The organism is Streptomyces sp. NPDC025833, from assembly GCF_055558055.1.
The window spans coordinates 162,663-181,428 of the sequence record NZ_JBVHNF010000011.1 but is presented as its reverse complement, the minus strand read 5'-3'; the positions used below and the strand labels follow the sequence as shown (position 1 = coordinate 181,428).

General features: G+C 73.6%; 18 protein-coding genes and 1 pseudogene. 14 read left to right on the top strand and 5 right to left on the bottom strand.

The genetic code is table 11. From position 1 onward, the window contains the following. Positions 1–2 precede the first annotated feature (2 nt). The gene (locus ACZ4K2_RS21105; RefSeq protein WP_467475500.1) at positions 3–572 is read right to left on the bottom strand and encodes a hypothetical protein; all 570 of its coding nucleotides are present in this window, start codon (positions 570–572) and stop codon (positions 3–5) included. Between the two features lie 468 nt (positions 573–1,040). Between ACZ4K2_RS21105 and ACZ4K2_RS21100 the strand changes: the two genes are divergently transcribed. The 10 genes from ACZ4K2_RS21100 to ACZ4K2_RS21055 all read left to right on the top strand — a co-directional run bounded on the left by ACZ4K2_RS21100 (position 1,041) and on the right by ACZ4K2_RS21055 (position 11,483). Further along, positions 1,041–1,433, top strand: coding sequence for a beta/gamma crystallin domain-containing protein (locus tag ACZ4K2_RS21100; RefSeq protein WP_467475499.1), 393 nt, complete (start codon positions 1,041–1,043; stop codon positions 1,431–1,433). A 59-nt stretch (positions 1,434–1,492) separates the two neighbouring features. Next, positions 1,493–1,876 (top strand): peptidase inhibitor family I36 protein, encoded by a 384-nt coding sequence (locus ACZ4K2_RS21095; protein ID WP_467475498.1) that lies wholly within the window; start codon positions 1,493–1,495, stop codon positions 1,874–1,876. A gap of 89 nt (positions 1,877–1,965) precedes the next feature. Continuing rightward, complete coding sequence (locus ACZ4K2_RS21090) at positions 1,966–2,286, top strand: hypothetical protein (RefSeq protein ID WP_467475497.1); 321 nt, start codon at positions 1,966–1,968, stop codon at positions 2,284–2,286. A gap of 313 nt (positions 2,287–2,599) precedes the next feature. After that, positions 2,600–3,433, top strand: a complete 834-nt coding sequence (locus ACZ4K2_RS21085) for a lysostaphin resistance A-like protein (protein WP_467475496.1) — start codon at positions 2,600–2,602, stop codon at positions 3,431–3,433. Then, complete coding sequence (locus tag ACZ4K2_RS21080; RefSeq protein ID WP_467475495.1) at positions 3,433–4,593, top strand: sensor histidine kinase; 1,161 nt, start codon at positions 3,433–3,435, stop codon at positions 4,591–4,593. The genes ACZ4K2_RS21085 and ACZ4K2_RS21080 overlap by 1 nt, the downstream gene beginning before the upstream one ends. Then, positions 4,590–5,249, top strand: a complete 660-nt coding sequence (locus ACZ4K2_RS21075; protein WP_467475494.1) for a response regulator — start codon at positions 4,590–4,592, stop codon at positions 5,247–5,249. The genes ACZ4K2_RS21080 and ACZ4K2_RS21075 overlap by 4 nt, the downstream gene beginning before the upstream one ends. 108 nt (positions 5,250–5,357) lie before the next feature. Further along, positions 5,358–7,508 carry a telomere-associated protein Tap gene (gene tap / locus ACZ4K2_RS21070; RefSeq protein ID WP_467475493.1) on the top strand — a complete coding sequence of 717 codons (2,151 nt, stop codon included), beginning with the start codon at positions 5,358–5,360 and terminating at the stop codon, positions 7,506–7,508. 3 nt (positions 7,509–7,511) lie between these two features. Beyond that, the gene (gene tpg / locus ACZ4K2_RS21065) at positions 7,512–8,069 is read left to right on the top strand and encodes a telomere-protecting terminal protein Tpg (protein WP_467475492.1); all 558 of its coding nucleotides are present in this window, start codon (positions 7,512–7,514) and stop codon (positions 8,067–8,069) included. Between the two features lie 140 nt (positions 8,070–8,209). Beyond that, a complete protein-coding gene (locus ACZ4K2_RS21060; protein WP_467475491.1) occupies positions 8,210–8,374 on the top strand; it encodes a hypothetical protein in 165 nt (54 codons plus the stop codon). Between the two features lie 241 nt (positions 8,375–8,615). Continuing rightward, positions 8,616–11,483 (top strand): nSTAND1 domain-containing NTPase, encoded by a 2,868-nt coding sequence (locus ACZ4K2_RS21055; protein WP_467475490.1) that lies wholly within the window; start codon positions 8,616–8,618, stop codon positions 11,481–11,483. A gap of 64 nt (positions 11,484–11,547) precedes the next feature. Here the strand turns inward: ACZ4K2_RS21055 and ACZ4K2_RS21050 are convergent, their stop codons facing one another. The 4 genes and pseudogenes from ACZ4K2_RS21050 to ACZ4K2_RS21035 all read right to left on the bottom strand — a co-directional run bounded on the left by ACZ4K2_RS21050 (position 11,548) and on the right by ACZ4K2_RS21035 (position 15,314). After that, positions 11,548–12,579 carry a WD40 repeat domain-containing protein gene (locus tag ACZ4K2_RS21050; RefSeq protein ID WP_467475489.1) on the bottom strand — a complete coding sequence of 344 codons (1,032 nt, stop codon included), beginning with the start codon at positions 12,577–12,579 and terminating at the stop codon, positions 11,548–11,550. A 223-nt stretch (positions 12,580–12,802) separates the two neighbouring features. Further along, a pseudogene (locus ACZ4K2_RS21045) lies at positions 12,803–13,503 on the bottom strand (LLM class flavin-dependent oxidoreductase); the annotation flags it as partial. A gap of 158 nt (positions 13,504–13,661) precedes the next feature. Continuing rightward, positions 13,662–13,802, bottom strand: a complete 141-nt coding sequence (locus ACZ4K2_RS21040) for a hypothetical protein (protein ID WP_467475488.1) — start codon at positions 13,800–13,802, stop codon at positions 13,662–13,664. A gap of 69 nt (positions 13,803–13,871) precedes the next feature. Further along, positions 13,872–15,314, bottom strand: a complete 1,443-nt coding sequence (locus ACZ4K2_RS21035; protein WP_467475487.1) for a helix-turn-helix domain-containing protein — start codon at positions 15,312–15,314, stop codon at positions 13,872–13,874. Between the two features lie 196 nt (positions 15,315–15,510). On the opposite strand from ACZ4K2_RS21035, the gene ACZ4K2_RS21030 reads away from it, so the two are divergent. The 4 genes from ACZ4K2_RS21030 (at position 15,511) to ACZ4K2_RS21015 (ending at position 18,698) form a co-directional block, all read left to right on the top strand. Continuing rightward, a complete protein-coding gene (locus tag ACZ4K2_RS21030) occupies positions 15,511–16,128 on the top strand; it encodes a hypothetical protein (protein WP_467475486.1) in 618 nt (205 codons plus the stop codon). A 249-nt stretch (positions 16,129–16,377) separates the two neighbouring features. After that, complete coding sequence (locus ACZ4K2_RS21025) at positions 16,378–16,836, top strand: hypothetical protein (protein ID WP_467475485.1); 459 nt, start codon at positions 16,378–16,380, stop codon at positions 16,834–16,836. 278 nt (positions 16,837–17,114) lie between these two features. Continuing rightward, the gene (locus ACZ4K2_RS21020) at positions 17,115–17,216 is read left to right on the top strand and encodes a putative leader peptide (RefSeq protein WP_467475484.1); all 102 of its coding nucleotides are present in this window, start codon (positions 17,115–17,117) and stop codon (positions 17,214–17,216) included. Between the two features lie 87 nt (positions 17,217–17,303). After that, a complete protein-coding gene (locus tag ACZ4K2_RS21015; protein WP_467475483.1) occupies positions 17,304–18,698 on the top strand; it encodes a sulfatase family protein in 1,395 nt (464 codons plus the stop codon). The last annotated feature ends 68 nt before the right edge of the window (positions 18,699–18,766 follow it).

The window sequence follows — 18,766 nt, the reverse complement described above, 5'->3', positions numbered from 1 at the left end:
CCTCACGAGAGCGAGGCGAGGAGCCCGGTCCCCGCCGCCAGCACTCCGGGCTGCCCGAGGTCGCGGAAGTCGCCCTCGACCGCTGCCAGGTCGAGGGCACCGGCGCGCACGGCGCGGTATCGGACGACCGACCATAGGAAGACATCGAGGTTGTCGAACTGCGTCTGGGCCTCTATGACCTCCTCTTCGTGGAACCACACCGCGACCCGGCCGTTGGCCAGTACCACGTAGTAGTTGCCTCCTCCATCGGCACCGAGGGACCACACATCGTCATCGGAAAGCTCCGTCTCATAGTCGGAGTCGATGATCCGGCAGTCGTTGGCCGCGAAGTCGAAGCCGTACGACCAGTCGTAGATGTCGAGAAACCCCGCTGGCATGGTGCCGGACCGGACCCTGCGATCGAAGGCGGCCAACGCGGTTGCGGCGTCGCGCGGGAGCTGGGCGAGGAACGGTTCGACCGGGCGGGTCGACGCCGGGATGTCGACCGGCGGCCCGTCGGGGAACCAGCGCGCCAGGTCGGCGTCCAGATCCCGATCCACGTACCCTGCCAATTGATCAGCAGTGATAGGCATGCGGTGAGGGTAGCCGAGGCAATGATGTCCGCCTGCGGCTCGGTGCCGGTCCGCATCCGGGGTTCCCGGTCGCGGGCGGCCGTGGCGGGATCACCGGCAGTGATCAGCGGGGTGTGCAGCCGGGCCTGTGAGCGTACGGTCATGAGCGCGGGAGCGACCGCCCGCCGTGCGGCGCTCGGCGAGTCCGCGTCCTTCGTGCCCCGCGGCGCGCACTGCGGCTGCGCAAGCGCCACATCACCAAGTACGTCGACACGTACCCCGAGCGCGCTTCACCGCGGCTGCGCCAAGGGGCGCATGGGTCTGTCCCCCGTGGGAGCTACGCCCGAGTTGGCTCTGTGTGGTGACGACCGCGATCTCCGCTCTCCGTAGCCTTCCACCTGGCCGCAGCGCTCGCGCCGGGCCGACGGCGAAGAGATCCGACAAGTGCACGCGAATCACTTCTATTCAGCTTCCTGGAGGGGAACGACCATGACGCAGGTAGCCAAGAGAGTGCTCGTCGCAGCGGTGGCCACTGCGGGCTTGGCGTTCGTGATGCCGGCGACCCCCGCCTCCGCGGCCAACGAGACTTCTTGTGGAGACCCCACTCTCCCCGCGCGGACCGACCTCGCATGGGCGGAAACGAGCACCGGCAATCGCATGTGCTTCGCCAACGCCGGCAGCTTGAGGGTGTCTTTCAACGACGTCAGACATTTCCACTCGGGCAACAATGTCGTCACCTTCAGTTACATCATCGAGGAGAACGACTACTACACCGAGCGCACCTTGCGCAAATGGCAGGACTACACCATCGACTGGGGTCTGCACGGTCGCGTGTACAACGTGCGGATCTGTGGAGGCCCCGTGGAATGCCCCGTAAGTTAGCGTGACATTCGAAATCGGCACAGGCAGATGATGCTGCAAGCGAACGGAAAAGGGTACTCATGAAACTCGCAGTCAAAACCGCGGTAGTAGGAGCGGTCCTGGCCTCCATCACCGTACTGACGGCCCCGGGAACCGCATCGGCTGACGACCCCAAAGATGGGGGAGTGATTCGCTGTGCAGAAGGTAAAGTCTGCCTCTTCGACGGCCACAACAATACCGGGGACGTCCTGCAGCTCGATCCGGTGGACACCCCCAACATCGGCTGGGCGTGGAACGATCGGGCCAGTTCGGTGTGGAACCGCAGCAACCAGCCCGTCTGTATCTGGACCGACGTCGACTACTACGGCTACTGGTTCAGCATCGAGCCGGGTGCGAAGCAGGAACTTCTGTTCGCCTACGACAACGCGGTGAGCGCCCTCGGATTCGGTGGCTGCGGGGGCTGAGCCGGCTGTCCGTCAGCCGGCAGGTGCAGTTTCCACCGTCCGCGGGGATGGTCCCGGTCGGTAGAGCGCCGTCCCGTGGTGGAGAGCACATGACGAAGAAGGACCAGAGGACGGACGTGACGGGGGAGAAGGACCGCGAGAAGTGGCTGGCGCGTTTTCAGGTGCGGCTGGCCGTGCAGCCGGGCGTGGACCGGACAGTCGTGCTCCAGGCGGTCAAGGAGGTCACGGCCCACTGCGCGGACACGGGAGAGCACCCGCGGGCCGCCTTCGGCGACCCGGACGCCTACGCGGTGCGGGCCGCCGCCCGGCTGGTGCCGGCAGACCGGGCGGCGCGCGCGAAGCGGCACAACGCCGTGGTGGACGCGTTCGACTCCGTGCTCAAGAGGGCCGGGGACATCGCCGGTCTGTGACCGGTTGAAACGTGCCTCGGGCTCCGGGGGCCCGCTTGTCACCAACAGCACTCCGCCGGCCTGGCCGGCGCCGCACCCGCCGTCGCGGACATCGCCGAGGGCCCGCGCACCACGATGTGGATCGGCCGCGCGGACTCCGTGTCCTTCGGTTCCGGTACTGGGTGCGGGGCCTGTCCCCCATGAGAGCTACGCGTAGGTGTCCACCGTGTGGTGACGATTCCCGACCACCGTTTCCCTAGCGTTCGGTTCAGCCGCGGCGCCCCGGCCGTGGACCGGACAAGGCACCGGAAGCGGGACCGAAGAAGGAGTCGTCATGAAACTGGTGTGGCAGATCCTGGCCGTGGTCGCGGTCAGTGCGGTCGGCGGTCAGAGCCTCACCGCGGTGCAGGGCGACCCGTGGCTGTCGCTCCTTCTGGCCGGCCTGACGGTCGTGCTCTCCGTGTTCGTCTACCGGTGGGTCGTGGGGCGCACCGAGCGGCGACCGGTCACGGAGCTTGCCCGGCAGGGCGCGCGGGGGGCGCTTTTGCGGGGCCTCGCCATCGGTGTCGCGATGTTCGGGTGCGTCATCGCGAACATCTACTTCCTCGGCGACTACGAGGTCCACGGCTTCGGCTCGCTGACCGGAGCGGTCGCGCTGTTCGGCTTCATGGCCGGCGCCGCCGTCACGGAGGAACTGATGTTCCGCGGCCTGCTCTTCCGGCTCGTCGAGCGAGGTCTGGGCACGTACATCGCGCTGGCGCTGTCCGGCGCGGTCTTCGGCGCGGTCCATCTGCTCAACAAGGACGCCACCCTGCTGGGCGGTGCCGCCATCGCGATCGAGGCCGGCGGCATGCTCGCCGCCGCGTATGCCGCCACCCGCTCCCTGTGGCTCCCGATCGGCCTGCACTTCGGCTGGAACTTCGCGGAGTCCGGCATCTTCGGCACCGAGGTCTCGGGCAACGGCGACATGCACGGGCTCCTGGACGCCACGACGTCCGGCGCGAAGCTGATCACAGGCGGCGAGTTCGGCCCGGAGGCGAGTGTGTACTCGGTGCTGTTCGGTGCGTTGCTGATGGCCGCCTTCCTGCTGCTGGCCCACCGGCGCGGCCACATCGTTCCGCGGCAGCGCGCCGAGCGCGTCAACACCCTTGTTAAACTCGCCCGGTGATGAGCTGTCAGGGGGCCGGCCGGATGTGGCGCCGGCTTCCCGTCACCGTCCGCGACCTTCCGCTCGGGGTGCTGTTCCTGGTCGCTTCGTTCCTGCCGGGACTGCGCGGCCACGGGACGGAGGTCGGGGACCTGCCGACCCGCCCGTTCGACGCGTTCGCCGTCGTCGCCCTGGGGCTCGAATGCCTCCCGCTGGCGGTGCGCCGGCGGTGGCCGGCCGTCTGCCTCGTCCTGGTGACGTGCGGCTTCGCCCTCGACCAGCTACGCGGCTATCACTCGACCGCCGGCACCACCCTGCCCATCGTGCTGATCAGCGCGGGTTCCCATCTGGAACACCGTCGGCGCACCACCGCCCTCCTTCTCTCCGCGGCGTACGTGCCGCTGGCGACAGCGCTTGCGAGGCTCGGTTCGGGTGGTGAGCCGCCGGAGGGGTTCGTGACGTTCTACCTGGTGCTGGCCCTGGCCTGGGGTGCCGGGGCATGGCTGCGGTCCACCCGGATCGCCGAGGCCGAACGCCGCGAGCGCGTGGCGGCGGAGGTCCGTACCGCCGAACGCACCCGGATCGCCCGAGAACTGCACGACGTGGTGACCCACCACGTGACCGCAATGGTCGTCCAGGCCGAGGCCGCCCGCTACCTGACTGCCGCACCCGAGCGGCTCGAGCAGTCCCTGACCGCTGTCAGCGACACCGGCCGTCGCGCCCTCACCGACCTGCGCCACCTGCTCGACCTGCTCAACCCCGATCACGGCACCGGCACGGGTACGAGGTCACCGGCCGTCGGCAGGGTCCTGACCCTCGTCGAGCAGACCCGCCGGGCCGGACAGCCGGTGGATTTCACCGAGCAGGGCACACCACCGGCCTCGACCGGCAGCGCCGACCTCGTCGCCTACCGGGTGGTGCAGGAAGCACTGACCAACGCCCTCAAGTACGCCCACGGCAGCCGGACTTCCGTCCAGGTGCGGCACGGTGACAGGGAGATCACCGTCGAGGTCAGCACGGACGGAGCCGGTTCACGCAGCGTGGCGGCCGTCGGCAGCGGACGGGGTCTGGCCGGACTGCGGGAACGCGTCGACGTCCTGGGCGGCGACTTCAGTGCCGGCAGCAGCACGGACGGCGGCTTCACCGTACGGGCACGCATCCCCGCCGGCGGCACCTCGTGAGCGCACCGATCCGGGTCCTGGTCTGCGACGACCAGATGCTGATCCGTACCGGCCTGGTCACCATCATCGACGCCCAGCCCGACATGGAGGTGGCGGGCGAATGCGGAGACGGGCGAACCGCAGTCGAACTCGCCCGCGAGGCAGAGCCCGACGTCGTTCTGATGGACATCCGCATGCCGGTCCTCGACGGCCTGGAAGCCACCCGTCTGCTGGCCGGCGCCGGAGTGCCCCACCCCGTCAAAGTCCTCGTGCTGACCACGTTCAACCTGGACGAATACGTCTACGAGGCACTGCGCGCCGGCGCCAGCGGCTTCCTCCTCAAGGACGCACCCCCGGACCGGCTGCTCCACGGCATCCGGACCGTGGCCACCGGCGCAGCCCTCCTGGACCCCCATGTGACACGCCGGCTCGTCGGCCGCTACGCCGCCCGCATCCGTCCCGCCGAGAACGCCCCGCGCGAGATCCCGCTCACCCCCCGCGAACTGGAAGTCCTCCGCCTCATTGCGGATGGTCTCTCCAACAGCGAGATCGCCGCGGCCCTCGTCATCAGCCAGGAGACCGTGAAGACCTTCGTCTCCCGCATCCTCAGCAAGCTCCGGCTCCGCGACCGCGTCCAGGCCGTCGTCTACGCCTACCGCCACGGCTTGGTGACCTGACGCCGCCTTACGGCGGGCCGAGGCCGCGCGGCGCGTGTCGTGGCTGTACCGAGTTAAACGCAGGGGTAAAGTGCGTTAGGGTTCCCGAGGTTCGAGAGGGGAGCCGCCGTGGCCACCGAGGAAGAGCTGTTCGCGTCGGTCGACGCACTGCTGGAGGAGGAGCCGCAGCTCCCGCCCCCGGCCGAGCGCGCCCGGCTGCGTGAGGCGGCCGGCATCACGCAGGCACGTCTGGCGACCGCGCTGAAGACCACCACCCAGACCGTGAAGAACTGGGAGAACGGCCGCTCCGAGCCCCGCCCGCCCCGCCTGGAGGCGTACCGGCGACTGCTCCGCGGCTGGGCGGAGAGGTACCCCGCGCCCGGCGGTCCCGCCACCGCGGCCGAACCGGCCGCCCCGCCGCGTCCGGGGGCCGCGGACACGGGCACCGGCCCGGCCGGGCCCGGGGCCACCGGACCGGGTGCGGCCGGCGCGGCCACCGCCGCGCCGGCCGCCGCGCCCGCCGTCCCGGTCGCGCCGGGGCGCCCGGCCCGCCCGGCCGCGCGCCCGGCGGCGGCCCGCCGCCCGGCGGTGAAGGAAGGGCCCGGCCCCGGCCCCGACCCACGCTTCCCGCACGGCCCGCTCGCCGTGCTGGACGGCGACGGCCGCGCGTACGGGGTCGACGGCATCGTGCTGGACTGCCCGGCGGCCACGGTCCCCGAGCTGGTGGAGTGGACGCTGCGGGAGTCCGGCCTCGGCGCCGCCCGACTGCACCGCCACGGCAAGGACTCCGATCCGCTGATCGCGCTCACCGCCGCGGCCGCGGTGAAGCTCGGGCTGCCGGAGCGGCTGGAGGGCCACGAGCAGCGCCGCTCCCTGCGCCTGCCCGCGGACCACCCGGTCGTCGAGCAGGTGCTGCGGGCCAAATGGCACCTCACGCGGCGCGGGTTCGGCCCCTGGGCGCGCATCTACCGCAGGGCCCGGGACCGCGAGCGGCAGTGCGTGCAGCTCGCCCTCCTGTCCTGGGGCGCGCTCGACGAGCGGTCCTGGCCCGGCGTCGCCGGGATGGAACCGGCCGACATCGCCCGCGCCCTCGGGACCTACGCCCGGCGGGTCATCACCCCGCGCGGCTCCACCGCCGTCTCCGGCCTGGAGCTGATGACGGCGCTGCGTCCGCCCACCCGCCCGGTCCGGGACGAGGCGACCGGCAACTGGGTCAGCGCCCACAACCCGGGCTCGCTGGGCACGGAGCCGGTGGACCCGGCCCCGCCGGAGGCCACCCCCGAGCACCCCGTGGTCGTCGACAGCGGCTGGACCGATGGTTTCCTCGACGAGGAGGCGTACCAATGGGTGCGGTCGCCGGAGCTCCTCGGCGACGCGGAGTGCCTGCTGCCGTACGCGGTCGGCCTGGACCTGAACACCGCCTTCCTCGCCGCCGCGGCCCGCCTGGTCGTCGGCCTGTCCGCGCCCGACCACTTCCGCGCCCCGGCCTTCAACCCGAAGATCCCCGGGAGCTGGCTGGTCGACCTCTCGCGCATCGAGCTGGACCCGCGCCTGCCCTCGCCGTTCACGCCGGACGGCACCCGGCCGGACGGCCCGGCCTGGTACCAGACGCACACCGTCGCCTACGCCCAGGAACTGGGGCACGACGTCCACCCGGTCGAGGCGTACCTGCGCCGCGAGAGCGGCGCCTACCTGGACCCGTGGCACGACCGCCTCAGGACGGCGTACGTCGACACCCTCGCCGACCTCGGCGTCACCCGGGAGCTGTCCGACGCCGAGTTCCTCGCCGCGATGGAGCGGTACAAGCGGGCCGACCCGGTCCTGGCCGCCGTGCTCACCGCCGTCAAGGCGACCGTCAAGGGCGGCATCGGCAAGCTGCGCGAGCGCCCCCAGGGCCGCCGCTACCGGCCGGGGGAGCGGTGGCCGGCCCTGGAGCGGCCGACCTGGCGCCCCGACATCCGCGCCGCCGTCATCAGCAAGGCCCGGGTCAACATGCACCGCAAGCTCTCCAACATGGCGAAGATGACCGGCCTCTACCCGCTCGGCGTGCTCTCGGACTGCGTCGTCTACCCTTCGCCGGGCCCGAGTCCGCTGGACTTCCTGCCGTACGCGGCGTCCGGCCGGCCGCAGCCCGGCGGCTTCCGGCTCGGACCGTCGCCGGGTCTGGCGAAGCCGGAGGGCGTGCAGTCGATGCTGTGGGCGGTCGACCTGATGGAGCGGGGCCTCAACCCGGCCCGGCACATCAAGGGCGGCGACGCCGTCCTGGACGAGGGGGAGTGACCGGTGGGGGAGATCGAGGACGCGATCGAGCGGGCGGACCGTGAGGCGTTCACCCGCGAGCCGCCGAAGACCCTCAAGGGCCGGATCGGCTTCCTGATCCGGCAGTTGGGCAGCGCCAGGGCCGTGGCGGAGGAGATCGGGGTCACCGCCGACTCCGTCAACCGCTACCGGCGCGGGGCCCGCAGGCACCCGCGCGCCGACGTCGCCGCGAGGATCGACGACGCGGTGCGGCGGCGGTGGCAGCCGCTGGTGCGCAGCCGCCGCCGGCACCTGGCCGCCACCACGGGTGGCATCACGGTGGAGACCAGGGCCCGGTTCGGGTACACCGCACCCGTCGGGACCACCGACGACGGACGGTTCCGCCGCCTCACCGTGCACCTCCCGCCCGCCTACGCGCAGCGGCTGTTCGAGGCCCGCGACACCGGTGCGGGCGACGGGCAGTTGCGGCGCATCATCGCGGAGGGTTTCAGGGACGTGTACTTCCAGGACAGCGGCGGCCGCGCCATGGGACTCTCGGACGTCGCCCTCAACGACATCGACTACCTGGACCTCGACTACTGATCCGGAGCGCCTCGAACCCGCCGCGCGAGCGCTCCGCGACCCGCATCGACCTGTTGCACCACTGCGGCCTCGTCTCCACCCGCAAGCCCTTCCCGCACCGGCCGACCCGCGGCCGGTCATCCCAGAAAGCAGACTGCACCGTGTTCCAGGAAACCCCGATCTTCAGCCGCCTCGTCTCCGAGCGCGGCGACATCCCCACCCAGGTACGCGGTGAAGCGGACCGCATACACCGGGACCTGGCGCGGGTGATGCGCTGGACACCCGGCTCCGACCTGCCCGTACGCACCATGCAGGACAGAACCTGACGGCCGAGGCGCGAAGACCCGCCCGGCGGTGACCGACCGGTCCACGAGGACCGCGGACGTCACGGGACCGCCGCACCCTCCCCCCGGGGGGGTGCGGCGGTCCCGCTCGTTGCGGCACCCGGACCGGCACCCGGTCGTCCGGGACGAAGCCACAATCCGTGAACAATCCACCCCGGACGGTGCAAAACTGTCCGGGTGGAGAAGCGTGCGCCGGGGAGGCGCACGCGGGACAGGGGGAGGCATGGCCCGCAAGGAGCGTCCGCTGGACGGTGACGACGGACCGCTGCTGCGGTTCGCCGCCGCCCTGCGCCGATTACGCCACGAGGCCGGCTCCCCGCCGTACCGGGACCTGGCGGACCGCGCCTCCTACTCCGTGGCCACCCTCTCCGGCGCCGCCTCCGGCCGGCGGCTGCCCAGCCTCGACGTCACGCTGTCGTACGTACGGGCGTGTGGCGGCGACCCGCGGGAGTGGGAGCGGCGCTGGCACGCCGTCGCCGTCGAACTGCGCGCCGCGTCCCCGGCCGCCGGACAGGCGCGGACCCACCCGGCGCCGGGCCCGCACGCACTGCCCGGCCCGGCCGCCCCGCCCGCGCCGGTGCGGGGACCGTACGTGGGTCTGGCGGCCTTCCGGAGCGAGGACGCCGACCTGTTCTTCGGCCGGGAGCGCCTCGTCGAGGACCTCCTCGCCACCCTGGCCCGCAGCCGGGCCGTGGCCGTCGTCGGCGCGTCCGGCGCGGGCAAGTCCTCCCTCCTGCGCGCCGGACTGCTGCCGCGCCTCGCCGCCGGCGCACCGCGCCGCACGGTACGGGTGTTCACCCCCGGCCCCCACCCCGGAGCACGGCTGGAGCGGGCACTCGCCGCCCGGCCCGCGCCCGGTCCCGCGGGCGCCGAACTGGTCCTGGTGGTCGACCAGTTCGAGGAGGTCTTCACCGTCTGCGCCGACGCCGGCGAGCGGGCCCGCTTCATCGCCGCCCTCGTCGAGCAGGCTGAGCGGCCCGGCTCGGACTGCCGGGTCGTCCTCGGGGTCCGCGCCGACTTCTACGCCCACTGCACCCGCCACGCCCCCCTCGTCGCCATCCTGCGCGACGCCCAGGTCGTCGTCGGCCCGATGACCGCCGCCGAACTGCGCCGCGCCGTCGTCGAACCCGCCCGGCGGGCCGGCCTGACCGTGGAGGGCGCCCTCCAGGCCACCCTGGTCGCCCACGCCCACGGGCAGGCCGGGGTCCTCCCCCTGCTGTCCCACGCCCTGCTGGAGACCTGGCACCGCAGGCGCGGCGCCGCCCTGACCCTGGACGGCTTCCACGCGGCCGGCGGCTTCGAGGGCGCGCTCGCCCAGTCCGCGGAGAGCCTGTACCGCTCGCTCACCGAGCGCCGGCGAGAACGGGCCCGGGAGGTGTTCGTGCACCTCATCGCCCTCGGCGAGGGCACCGAGGACACCAAGCGGCCCGTCCCCCGCGAGGAACTGGGCCAGGACACCGACACCGCGGCCGTACTGGCCCGGGCCGCGGCGGCGCGGCTGCTCACCCTCGACGACGGACGGGTCGAACTCACCCACGAGGCGCTCATCCGGGCCTGGCCCCGGCTGCGCGGCTGGCTGACCGACGACCGCGAGCGGCTGCGGACCCACCGTCAGCTCGCCGACGCGGCCCGCGCCTGGGAGACGCTCGGGAGGGACCCCGGCGCCCTCTACCGCGGCGCCCGTCTCGCCCTCGCCCGCGACCTCGCCGGCAGCCACGGGATCGGACTCACCCCCGTGGAACGGGACTTCGTCGACGCCGGCACGGCCGCCGAGACCGCCGCCTGGAACTCCGCCCGCCGGCGCGCCCGGCGGCTGCGCTGCCTCGTCGCACTGCTGGCCGTCCTCGTCGTGGTGGCGGCCGTCGCCACCACCAGCGCCCTGCGGGCCGAGGACGAGGTCACCCGGCAGCGCAACGAGGCGGTCGCCAGGAACACCGCCGACACCGCCTCCGAACTGATCAACACCAGTCCCGGGCTCGCGGTCCAACTGGGGCTGACCGCCTACCGCCTCGCGCCGACCGACCGGACCCGCGACGCCCTGGCGAGCACCCTGATGACGACCGTCCCGGCCCACGCCAAGGAGGTCCTCGCCCTCGCCTACCGCCCCGACGGGCGCAGCCTGGCGACCGCGAGCGGCGATCACACCGCCCGGCTGTGGCGGGTGCACGGCACCGACCGCCCCGTCCTGGAGGCCACCCTCGACGGCTACCGGGACGACGTCCGCACCGTCGCCTACCGCCCCGACGGCCGCGTGCTGGCCACCGGATCCGCCGACGGCCGCGTGCGCGTGTGGGACACGGCGACGCCCTCCCGGCCCTCCGTGCTCACCTCGTTCACCGGACAGGGGGGAGACGTACGCTCCCTCGCCTACAGCCCCGACGGCAAGGAGCTCGCCACCGCCGGCAGCGACGGCAGCGTGGGCATCTGGGACGTCACCGACCCCGCCGCGCCCACCCCGCTCACGCATGTGACCGGCCACCGGGACGCCGTCCGCGCGGTGGCGTTCGGCCCGGACGGCCACACGCTGGCCAGCGCCGGCGAGGACGGCGCCGTCCGGCTGACCGACCTCACACGTCCGCGCCGCCCGGCACCGCTGGCCACGCTGGACGGCCACGCCACCGGGGCGTTCTCCGTGGCCTTCGCCCCGGACGGCCGCACCCTCGCCACGGCCGGCGGCGGACGCACCCCGGTACGGCTGTGGAACCTCGCGGACCCACGCCACCCGGCCCCGCTCGCCGCCCCGGCCGGGCACACCGACGTCGTCGGCGCGGTGGCGTTCAGCCCCGACGGGCGGACCCTCGCCAGTGCGGGGGACGACCGCACGGTGCGGACCTGGCGGGTCGACCGGCCCGCGCACCCGACGGCGCCGACCACGCTGACCGCTCACGTCACCGCCGTCAGCTCGGTCGCCTTCAGCCCGGACGGGACCGTGCTCGCCTCGGGCGGGTTCGACGGCACCGTCCGGCTCGCCGCGACCGACCCGGCCCGCGCCATCGCCCGCGCCTGCGCGCACGCCGTGCCCCGCATCACCCGCGCCCAGTGGGCCGCCCACCTGCCGTACCTCGCCTACGCACCGCCGTGCGACCCGTGAAGCCCGTCCGCCGCGACGCCGGGGACGGTGCCGTGGCACGGCCGCCGGCCCGGACGCGGGGCGCTCAGCACACCTTTTGGTAGGGGACGTCCGCCACGTACGTCCGCCACTCCCCGCGAGTGGGCCCGCCGCCGGCGCGGCGGCACACCGCGGCGGCGACGCGGTCCGGGTCCAGGGGCACGTGCTGGACGGGTACGTGCTCGCCGGCCGCGTACAGGCTGCCGCCGTCGGGGGTGAAGGCCAGGGCGAGGATCCCGTCGCCGGCCGTGGGCAGGTCGGAGCCCAGTTGCCGGCGTGCGTCGACGTCCCAGAGCCGTAGGGTGCCCTTCGAACCGGCCGCGGCCAGCATGCCGCCGTCCCGGGAGAACGCCAGCGCGGTCGGTTCCTCCTGTTCGCCGGTGCCCCCGCCGAAGAAGCCGCCGGGCAGCACACCGAGCGAGGTGGCGCGCACCGCGTCCCACAGGGTGACGCCGCCGCCGTCCGCGTCCGCGAGGGCGACGAGACCGCCGTCGGGGCTCAGGGCGCCGACGCACAGGCAGGTGATCGTCGTCCGCTCCCGGCCGCGGCCCCCGGTCGGCAGCAGGGCACCGCTGTCGGTCAGCAGGAGACCGCCGTCCGCCGAGAGGGAGACGAGGGGCTCACCGGCGGGCTCGCCGCCGCTCCCGTCGCCCGGGTCGTGGCGGGGGACGGTCCTGAGTCTCCGGCCGCTGTCGGCGCTCCAGACGGTCACCGCGGCGTCGGTGCCGCCGGTGGTCAGCAGTTCCCGGCCGTCCGGGCTGAGGACCGCCCCGGCCCGGAACGTGTCACCGCCGGGGTAGGGCCGGAACGTGGTGACCCGGCGATCGCGCACGGTGTCCCACACCGTGAGGCGCGCCGGTGCGCCGTCCGGCTCGGCCGGGTCCGAACCGAAGACCAGGCGGTGCCCGTCGGAGCTCAGGGACAGCACCGCCTGACCGTCCCCGGCGGCCGTGCGCCGCCCGGCGGCGATCGTGTACCTCGGCCGGCCGGTACGCCCGTCGAGGATCCGCGGGCCCCCGGCGCGGTCGTCCAGGACGGCCAGCACCGCGCCGTCCGGGCTGAGGGCCGCCGCCGTCACGCCACGGGTGCTCCAGTGCGGCGCCAGGACGCCGCCGATGCCGATGCCGTGGACGACGGTCCCGCCGCCCGGCGCGTTCGAGGTGTAGCGCAGGACGCGGGCCCCGGTGTCGATCCGGACGTCGACCGGCCGGGTCTCGGTCAGCGGGTGGCGCAGGACGGGGGCCTGCGGGTGGTCGAGCCGCCACAGCGAGATGTCGTCGTTGGCGACCCCGGCCAGCAGCCCGCAGCACCGGCACCACCTCCTCGCCGAGGATGTCGAGCTGCTCCAGCACGGTCTTCAGCGGCAGTCCCGCGTGGTCCATCAGGAACAACTGGCGCTGGTAGTCCCCGACGGTCTCGCGGAAGAACAGGGTGCGCTCGATCACCTGCTGCGGGGAGCCCACGGTCAGCGGGGTCTGCTCGGTGAAGTCCTCCAGCGAGGGTCCGTGGCCGTAGACCGGCGCGTTGTCGAAGTACGGGCGGAACTCGCGCACCGCGTCCTGCGAGTTCTTCCGCATGAACACCTGGCCGCCGAGCCCGACGATCGCCTGCTCGGGCCGGCCGTGGCCGTGGTGGGCGAAGCGCCGCCGGTACAACTGGACCATCCGCCTGGTGTGGTTGAGGCCCTGCCGGATGTCCTGCCCGAACCACGGGTAGACCGGCCCGGTGTTGCCGCGGCCCATCATCAGGTCGACGCGCCCGTCGGCCAGGTGCTGGAGCATCGCGAAGTCCTCCGCGATCTTCACCGGGTCACTGGTGGTGATCAGCGTCGTGGCACGAACGGCGGGTTGTGGTGCTCACCGGTCGCGAAGACGTCCAGGCCGACCTCCTCCGCCTTCAGGGCGATGGCGACCATCGCCTTGATCCGCTCGCCCTCGGACGGGGTACGGCCGTTGGTCGGATCGGGGGTGACGTCCCCCACCGAGAATATTCCGAACTGCATGGAGCCTCTTCGTTCCGGTGCTGGTGTGTGCCGGAAATGTAGGCACCGCCCGGATCGCCGTCCTGCCTGTGTGCGCAGGGAGGTGTGCTCCTGAGCGCCCTGTGCGAAGGACTCCCGCCGGGCACTGCGGCCCCGTGTCCCGCGGACCGGCCGAGACCTCAGGGGCGGTTCTTGCGGCGGTACCTGCGGTACAGGCGCAGCGCCATCAGCGGGGCACCCACGACGACGACGGCGATCGTGGCCCACGTGGGCAGCACCGGACCGGGAACGTTCGCGGCGGACAGAAGACGCAGGGACACCGGACCTCGCAACCGGTCGACTCTCGCGGACCACTGTAAGGGCACGGCTCCCGCCGGCCCCCGGCGCTCCTAGCCTGCGTACGGGACCCAGGCACGCGCGCCCGCGTCGTCCGTGCCGTACCAGTAGCGCGGCATGCCCTTGATACCGGTGGTGTGGAACGGTCGGCCGTGGTCGTCGATGCGGACGGTGCCGGTGCGGCCCTGCGAGGACCAGTCGAGTTCCAGGTACCAGCGGGCGTCGTAGGCCTGGGTCGTCGCGTCGACCAGCAGCACCTCCGGGTCCTCGGCGGAGACCCGGTACGGGAAGTGCACCGCCGGGACGGTGTGTTCGCTGTCGGCGCCGTCCTGCGGGCGCGCGATGGGGCGGTCGGCGTCGAGGTTCACGGTGAAGCGCCGGGGCGTGAGCGCGCCGCCGCACCCCTGGTCCATCGCGTACGCGTGGCCGGCGGCCGGGTCCCCGCGGCCGGCCACGCGGACGCGGAGCGCCTCCAGCACCACGGCCGTGGACGACCGACCCTGCACGGAGACCTGCACCAGCGTCTGCCGCCCGTGCACCGCGCCCTGCGTCGCCGCCCACGCCCCGGCGTCCTGCTGCACCGGAGGGGGCGGCACCTCGGCGGGCGGCTTGCCGATGACGTAGTCGTGCCCGCAGCCCATGTCCCAGACCTGGGAGTCGGCGCTCCAGGTGAGGGGCGGCCCGGCGGCCGGCTTCGCGGTCGAGGGGGCACCCCGGCGGGTGGCGGCCGGGGCGGGCGCCTCGCGCCGGGGGACGGCCGGCGCGGAGCTTCGGGAAGGGGAGGGAGAGGGAGAGGGTGTGCGAGGGAGGGTGCGGGAGGGGGAGGGGGAGGGCAAGGCGGTGGCCGGGGAGTCCGCCGGGCGGTGGGGTGCACCGTGGGCGGTCGTCCGCAGGCCCGCGGAGCGGGAGGCACCGGCCTCTGCGGGACGGTCGTCCGACAGGGCCGACGTGATGCCCAGGGTGGCGAGGAGCGCACAGACGACGGCGACGGACGCCAGGACCCGCCGGCGGCGGTACCAGCGCCGCCGAGCGGGCGGGTGCACGGGATCGGCCGGGTGCACCGGACTGGCCGGCGCGGGAACGTCCTCGGGCTGCCCGGCGGCGCCGTCGGCCTCCTCGGGCACCCCGGCCGCGTCCGGCGCCGGGACCGCCGTCTCAGCCGGAACGGCCGCCTCCGCCGCACCGGCCGTACGCACCCGCCGCCGGGCCGCCACCGCGGCCAGCCACAGCCGGTGCAGCTCCAGCCGCTCCGCGGGCGTCGCCTCGCAGAACGCCGCGAGCCGTTCCACGGGCGCGAAGTCCTGCGGCACCGCCTCGCCCGCGCAGTACCGGTGCAGCGTCGAGGTGTTCATGCCGAGGCGCCGGGCCAGCGAGCCGTAGCTGCGGTCCGTACGGTCCTTCAGCCGCCGCAGCAGCGCCGCGAACTCCTCGACCTCGTTGTGAAGCGACACCGTTCCCCCGCAGCCCGCCCGCGATCCCGTATCCCAGGCACCCATATACCTGCACGTCAGATGGGCTGGGATGGTTCCACCACGGCCGAAAGCGCGGCAGCCGTTGCACCGGCGTCCCGGGACCGGCGATGCTCTTGGTGCCGCACCGACCAGGGCCGGGACCACCAACCGGCGTCGGGCGGCGTCCGATCCGCACGTACCGCAGTCGTGCGTCCACCGCACTCCTCCACAGGGGACACCCATGTCCAAGCTCACCCCGGCAGGCGCGCTCCTCGCCGCCGCCGTCGTCGTCACCGGTTCGGCCGTGGCGCTCGCCGGGCCGGCGGCCGCCGCTCCGAAGGCGCCCGGCTTCCTCGCGGCCGCGGACCTGCCGCCGCACCCCGCTTCCTCCTGGACGGCCGGCAAGGTCACCGCCGGCGTACCGGCGGGGACGGCCCGGGACACCTGTCTGCGGGCGCTGCCGGGCCGGGCGCCCGCCTGGCACCGCGACTTCCGTACCGACCTCGACACGAACGCCCGGCAGATCACCGTGGTCCTGCCCGACAGCCGCTCCGCGGCACGGCTGACCGCGCGGCTGGAGAAGGACGTCAAGTCCTGCGCGGCCCGCATCGAGCGGCAGCACCCGCACACCGAGGCCACCGGCAGGGACTACGGGCGGCTGTCCGTGGAGGAGGGCGCCCACGTCTACGGCGTCCACACCGAGACGTCCGGGGGCGCGAGCGACGTCCGCCTGCTGGCGGTCGGCCGGGACGGCCGCACCGTGACGGTCGTGAACTGGGCGCAGCTCGGCGGCTTCGAGGGTGCTCCGGTGCAGGCCTTCCGGAAGACGACCACCAAGGCAGTGCGGAAGCTCCACTGACGGCGCGTCGGAGGCCGCGGCCCTCCCGTCACCGGGGGGCGGGAGGGCCTCCGCCTCCGACGACCGCGGCCCGGCCGCCCCTCGCCCGCGGTCACCGGACCGCCCGACCACCAGCCCGACCGACCGCTCGACCACCTGACCGCTCGACCGACCGACCCTCGATCACCCGATCATCACCCGATCACTCGGCCACCACACCCGATCATCCGCTCACCCGATCCTCTGATCACGCGAAAACGGAGAACAGGCATGAACAGCAAGACCCGCACCGTCTTCACCGCCGGCGTCCTCGCCGTCGCCCTCGGACTCGGCGCCACCGTCCAGGCGTCCGCCGGGACCCCGCGCAGCGTCAGCGGCAAGCCGTCCGACAACATCACCCGCATCGCCGACTTCTACGGCGCCTACATCGACGCGATGACCGACGGGCGCGGCGGCAACCTCCCGGGCGCCCTGCGCGGCCACTACCTCACCGCCGACTACCGGAAGAAGCTGGGCGCCTGGGAGGCGAAGAACCACGCCGACGGCGTCCTGCGCGCCCAGAACGTGCCCCTCGCCTGGAAGGTCACCGACAGGGGCACCACCGACCACACGGAGGCCGTGATCACCCTCACCTGGAGCCGGTCCAGCACCACCAAGCTGGTCGTCGACATGACCCGCGGCAGCCACAAGATCTACCGCATCGCCGAGCAGCCCGCCGGCAGGAAGTGACGGCGGTGCTCCACCCGGCCGCCACCGTGGGGTGACGGACGCGCGCCACGTCCGGGCACGCCCACCGAGGCGTGCCCGCCAGGCCCCCTGCCCTCCGGCAGGGGGCCGCTCGTCGTCCCGCGGTCATGGAGGACGGCGTACCGTGCGGCCCGGTCGAGGGATCCCCCGGCGGAGGTCCGGACCGCCGGGGACCGGGCACCGCACGTGAACGCCGTATGAAACCGCTTCCGGTGCGCGCGACGGCCCCTTGACGCCCGTCGGGGGCGCTGGCACCGTGCATGATCATGAGGTTCTCCGCCGTCGGCACCGGGTTGTGCGTCGCGCTCGTGACGCGACGCCATGTCGACCTGTGCCGTCAGGCCGGCGCGATCTGTAGCTGAGCCGGACCTCTTCCTCCCCCTGTTTTCTTCGCCTCTCCCCGCCTCGCCGTGCCCGCTTCGGAGCGCGGCCGCATCCGAGGATCCCCCATGTCTGGAATATCCCGCCGTACGTTCACCGGCCTGGTCGGTGGCGGTGCCGTGACCGCCGTCGCCGGTACCGAAGCCACCGCCGAGGCCGCGGCCCCCGCCGAGCGGCCCTTCCGGGCCCGTCCGCACGCCCGCCCAGGCGGACGCCCCAACATCCTGTTCGTCTTCGCCGACGACCTCGGCTGGGCCGACCTGTCCGCCTACGGCGCCCCCCACATCAAGACGCCGAACCTGGACCGGCTCGCCGCGCAGGGCGTACGGTTCACCGACGCCTACTCCGGGTCGGCGACCTGCTCCCCGACCCGGTTCAGCCTCTACACCGGCCGCTTCCCGGGCCGTACCAAGGGCGGGCTCGCCGAACCGATCGCCAACCGCGCCCAGGGCCTCGACCCGAGCCACCCGACGCTCGCGTCCCTGCTGAAGAAGGCGGGGTACGCCACCGCGCTGATCGGCAAGTGGCACTGCGGCTGGCTGCCCGACTACAGCCCCACCAAGTCCGGCTGGGACGAGTTCTTCGGCAACTTCGGCGGCGCCCTGGAGTACTTCTCCAAGCTGGGCCAGCTCGGCGACTACGACCTGTACGAGGGCGACGCCACCTACCGGGACCTGCGGTACTACACGACGGTGCTGACCGAGCGCGCCGTGGAGTACGTCGGCCGGCGGCACGAGCAGCCGTGGCTCCTGAACCTCAACTTCACCACCCCGCACTGGCCGTGGCTCACCGAGGACGACGCCGAGACGGGCGCGGAGATCGCCGAGCGGATCCGCGGCGGCAACGTGCTCGGCGCGCTGCTGCACAACGACGGCGGCTCGGTGGAGAAGTACACGGAGATGGTGCAGAGCCTGGACGCGGCCGTCGGCCGGGTGCTGGCCGCGCTGCGCCGCTCCGGACAGGAGGAGAACACGATCGTGGTGTTCTCCTCCGACAACGGCGGCGAACGCTTCTCCTACCAGTGGCCGCTCAGCGGCGAGAAGGCCTCCCTGCTGGAAGGCGGCATCCGGGTGCCGACGATCCTGCGCTGGCCGTCCCGGATCGACGGCCGCCAGGTCAGCCACGTGCCCGTGTACACGCCGGACTGGACGGCGACACTGCTGGAACTGGCCGGCGCCCGTCCGGACCCCCGGTACCCGCTGGACGGCCACAGCCTGGCCGGATACCTGCTGCACGGCAGGGCCGTACCGGAACGCGACCTGTTCTGGCGGGTGCGCGGCAACCGGGCCCTCCGGCGCGGTGACTTCAAGTACTACCGGGACGCCGACGGCAAGGACCACCTGTTCGACCTCGCGGCCGACGCCCGCGAACAGGCCGACCTCGCCCCCGACCGCCCCGGGCTCCTCGCCGAACTCAAGGCTTCCTGGGAGGCGGTGAACGCGACCCTGCTGCCGTACCAGTGACCCCGACGGACCGGCGCCCGCCCGCTGCCGCGCACAGGCGGCACCCGGCCGTGCGCCGGCGGGCGGCC

Bases quoted from the DNA above. Each gene is read 5' to 3' on its own strand.
- ACZ4K2_RS21105 (WP_467475500.1), bottom strand. From the start codon at position 572: ATGCCTATCACTGCTGATCAATTGGCAGGGTACGTGGATCGGGATCTG.
- ACZ4K2_RS21100 (WP_467475499.1), top strand. From the start codon at position 1,041: ATGACGCAGGTAGCCAAGAGAGTGCTCGTCGCAGCGGTGGCCACTGCG.
- ACZ4K2_RS21095 (WP_467475498.1), top strand. From the start codon at position 1,493: ATGAAACTCGCAGTCAAAACCGCGGTAGTAGGAGCGGTCCTGGCCTCC.
- ACZ4K2_RS21090 (WP_467475497.1), top strand. From the start codon at position 1,966: ATGACGAAGAAGGACCAGAGGACGGACGTGACGGGGGAGAAGGACCGC.
- ACZ4K2_RS21085 (WP_467475496.1), top strand. From the start codon at position 2,600: ATGAAACTGGTGTGGCAGATCCTGGCCGTGGTCGCGGTCAGTGCGGTC.
- ACZ4K2_RS21080 (WP_467475495.1), top strand. From the start codon at position 3,433: ATGAGCTGTCAGGGGGCCGGCCGGATGTGGCGCCGGCTTCCCGTCACC.
- ACZ4K2_RS21055 (WP_467475490.1), top strand. From the start codon at position 8,616: ATGGCCCGCAAGGAGCGTCCGCTGGACGGTGACGACGGACCGCTGCTG.
- ACZ4K2_RS21035 (WP_467475487.1), bottom strand. From the start codon at position 15,314: ATGGGTGCCTGGGATACGGGATCGCGGGCGGGCTGCGGGGGAACGGTG.
- ACZ4K2_RS21030 (WP_467475486.1), top strand. From the start codon at position 15,511: ATGTCCAAGCTCACCCCGGCAGGCGCGCTCCTCGCCGCCGCCGTCGTC.
- ACZ4K2_RS21025 (WP_467475485.1), top strand. From the start codon at position 16,378: ATGAACAGCAAGACCCGCACCGTCTTCACCGCCGGCGTCCTCGCCGTC.
- ACZ4K2_RS21020 (WP_467475484.1), top strand. From the start codon at position 17,115: ATGATCATGAGGTTCTCCGCCGTCGGCACCGGGTTGTGCGTCGCGCTC.
- ACZ4K2_RS21015 (WP_467475483.1), top strand. From the start codon at position 17,304: ATGTCTGGAATATCCCGCCGTACGTTCACCGGCCTGGTCGGTGGCGGT.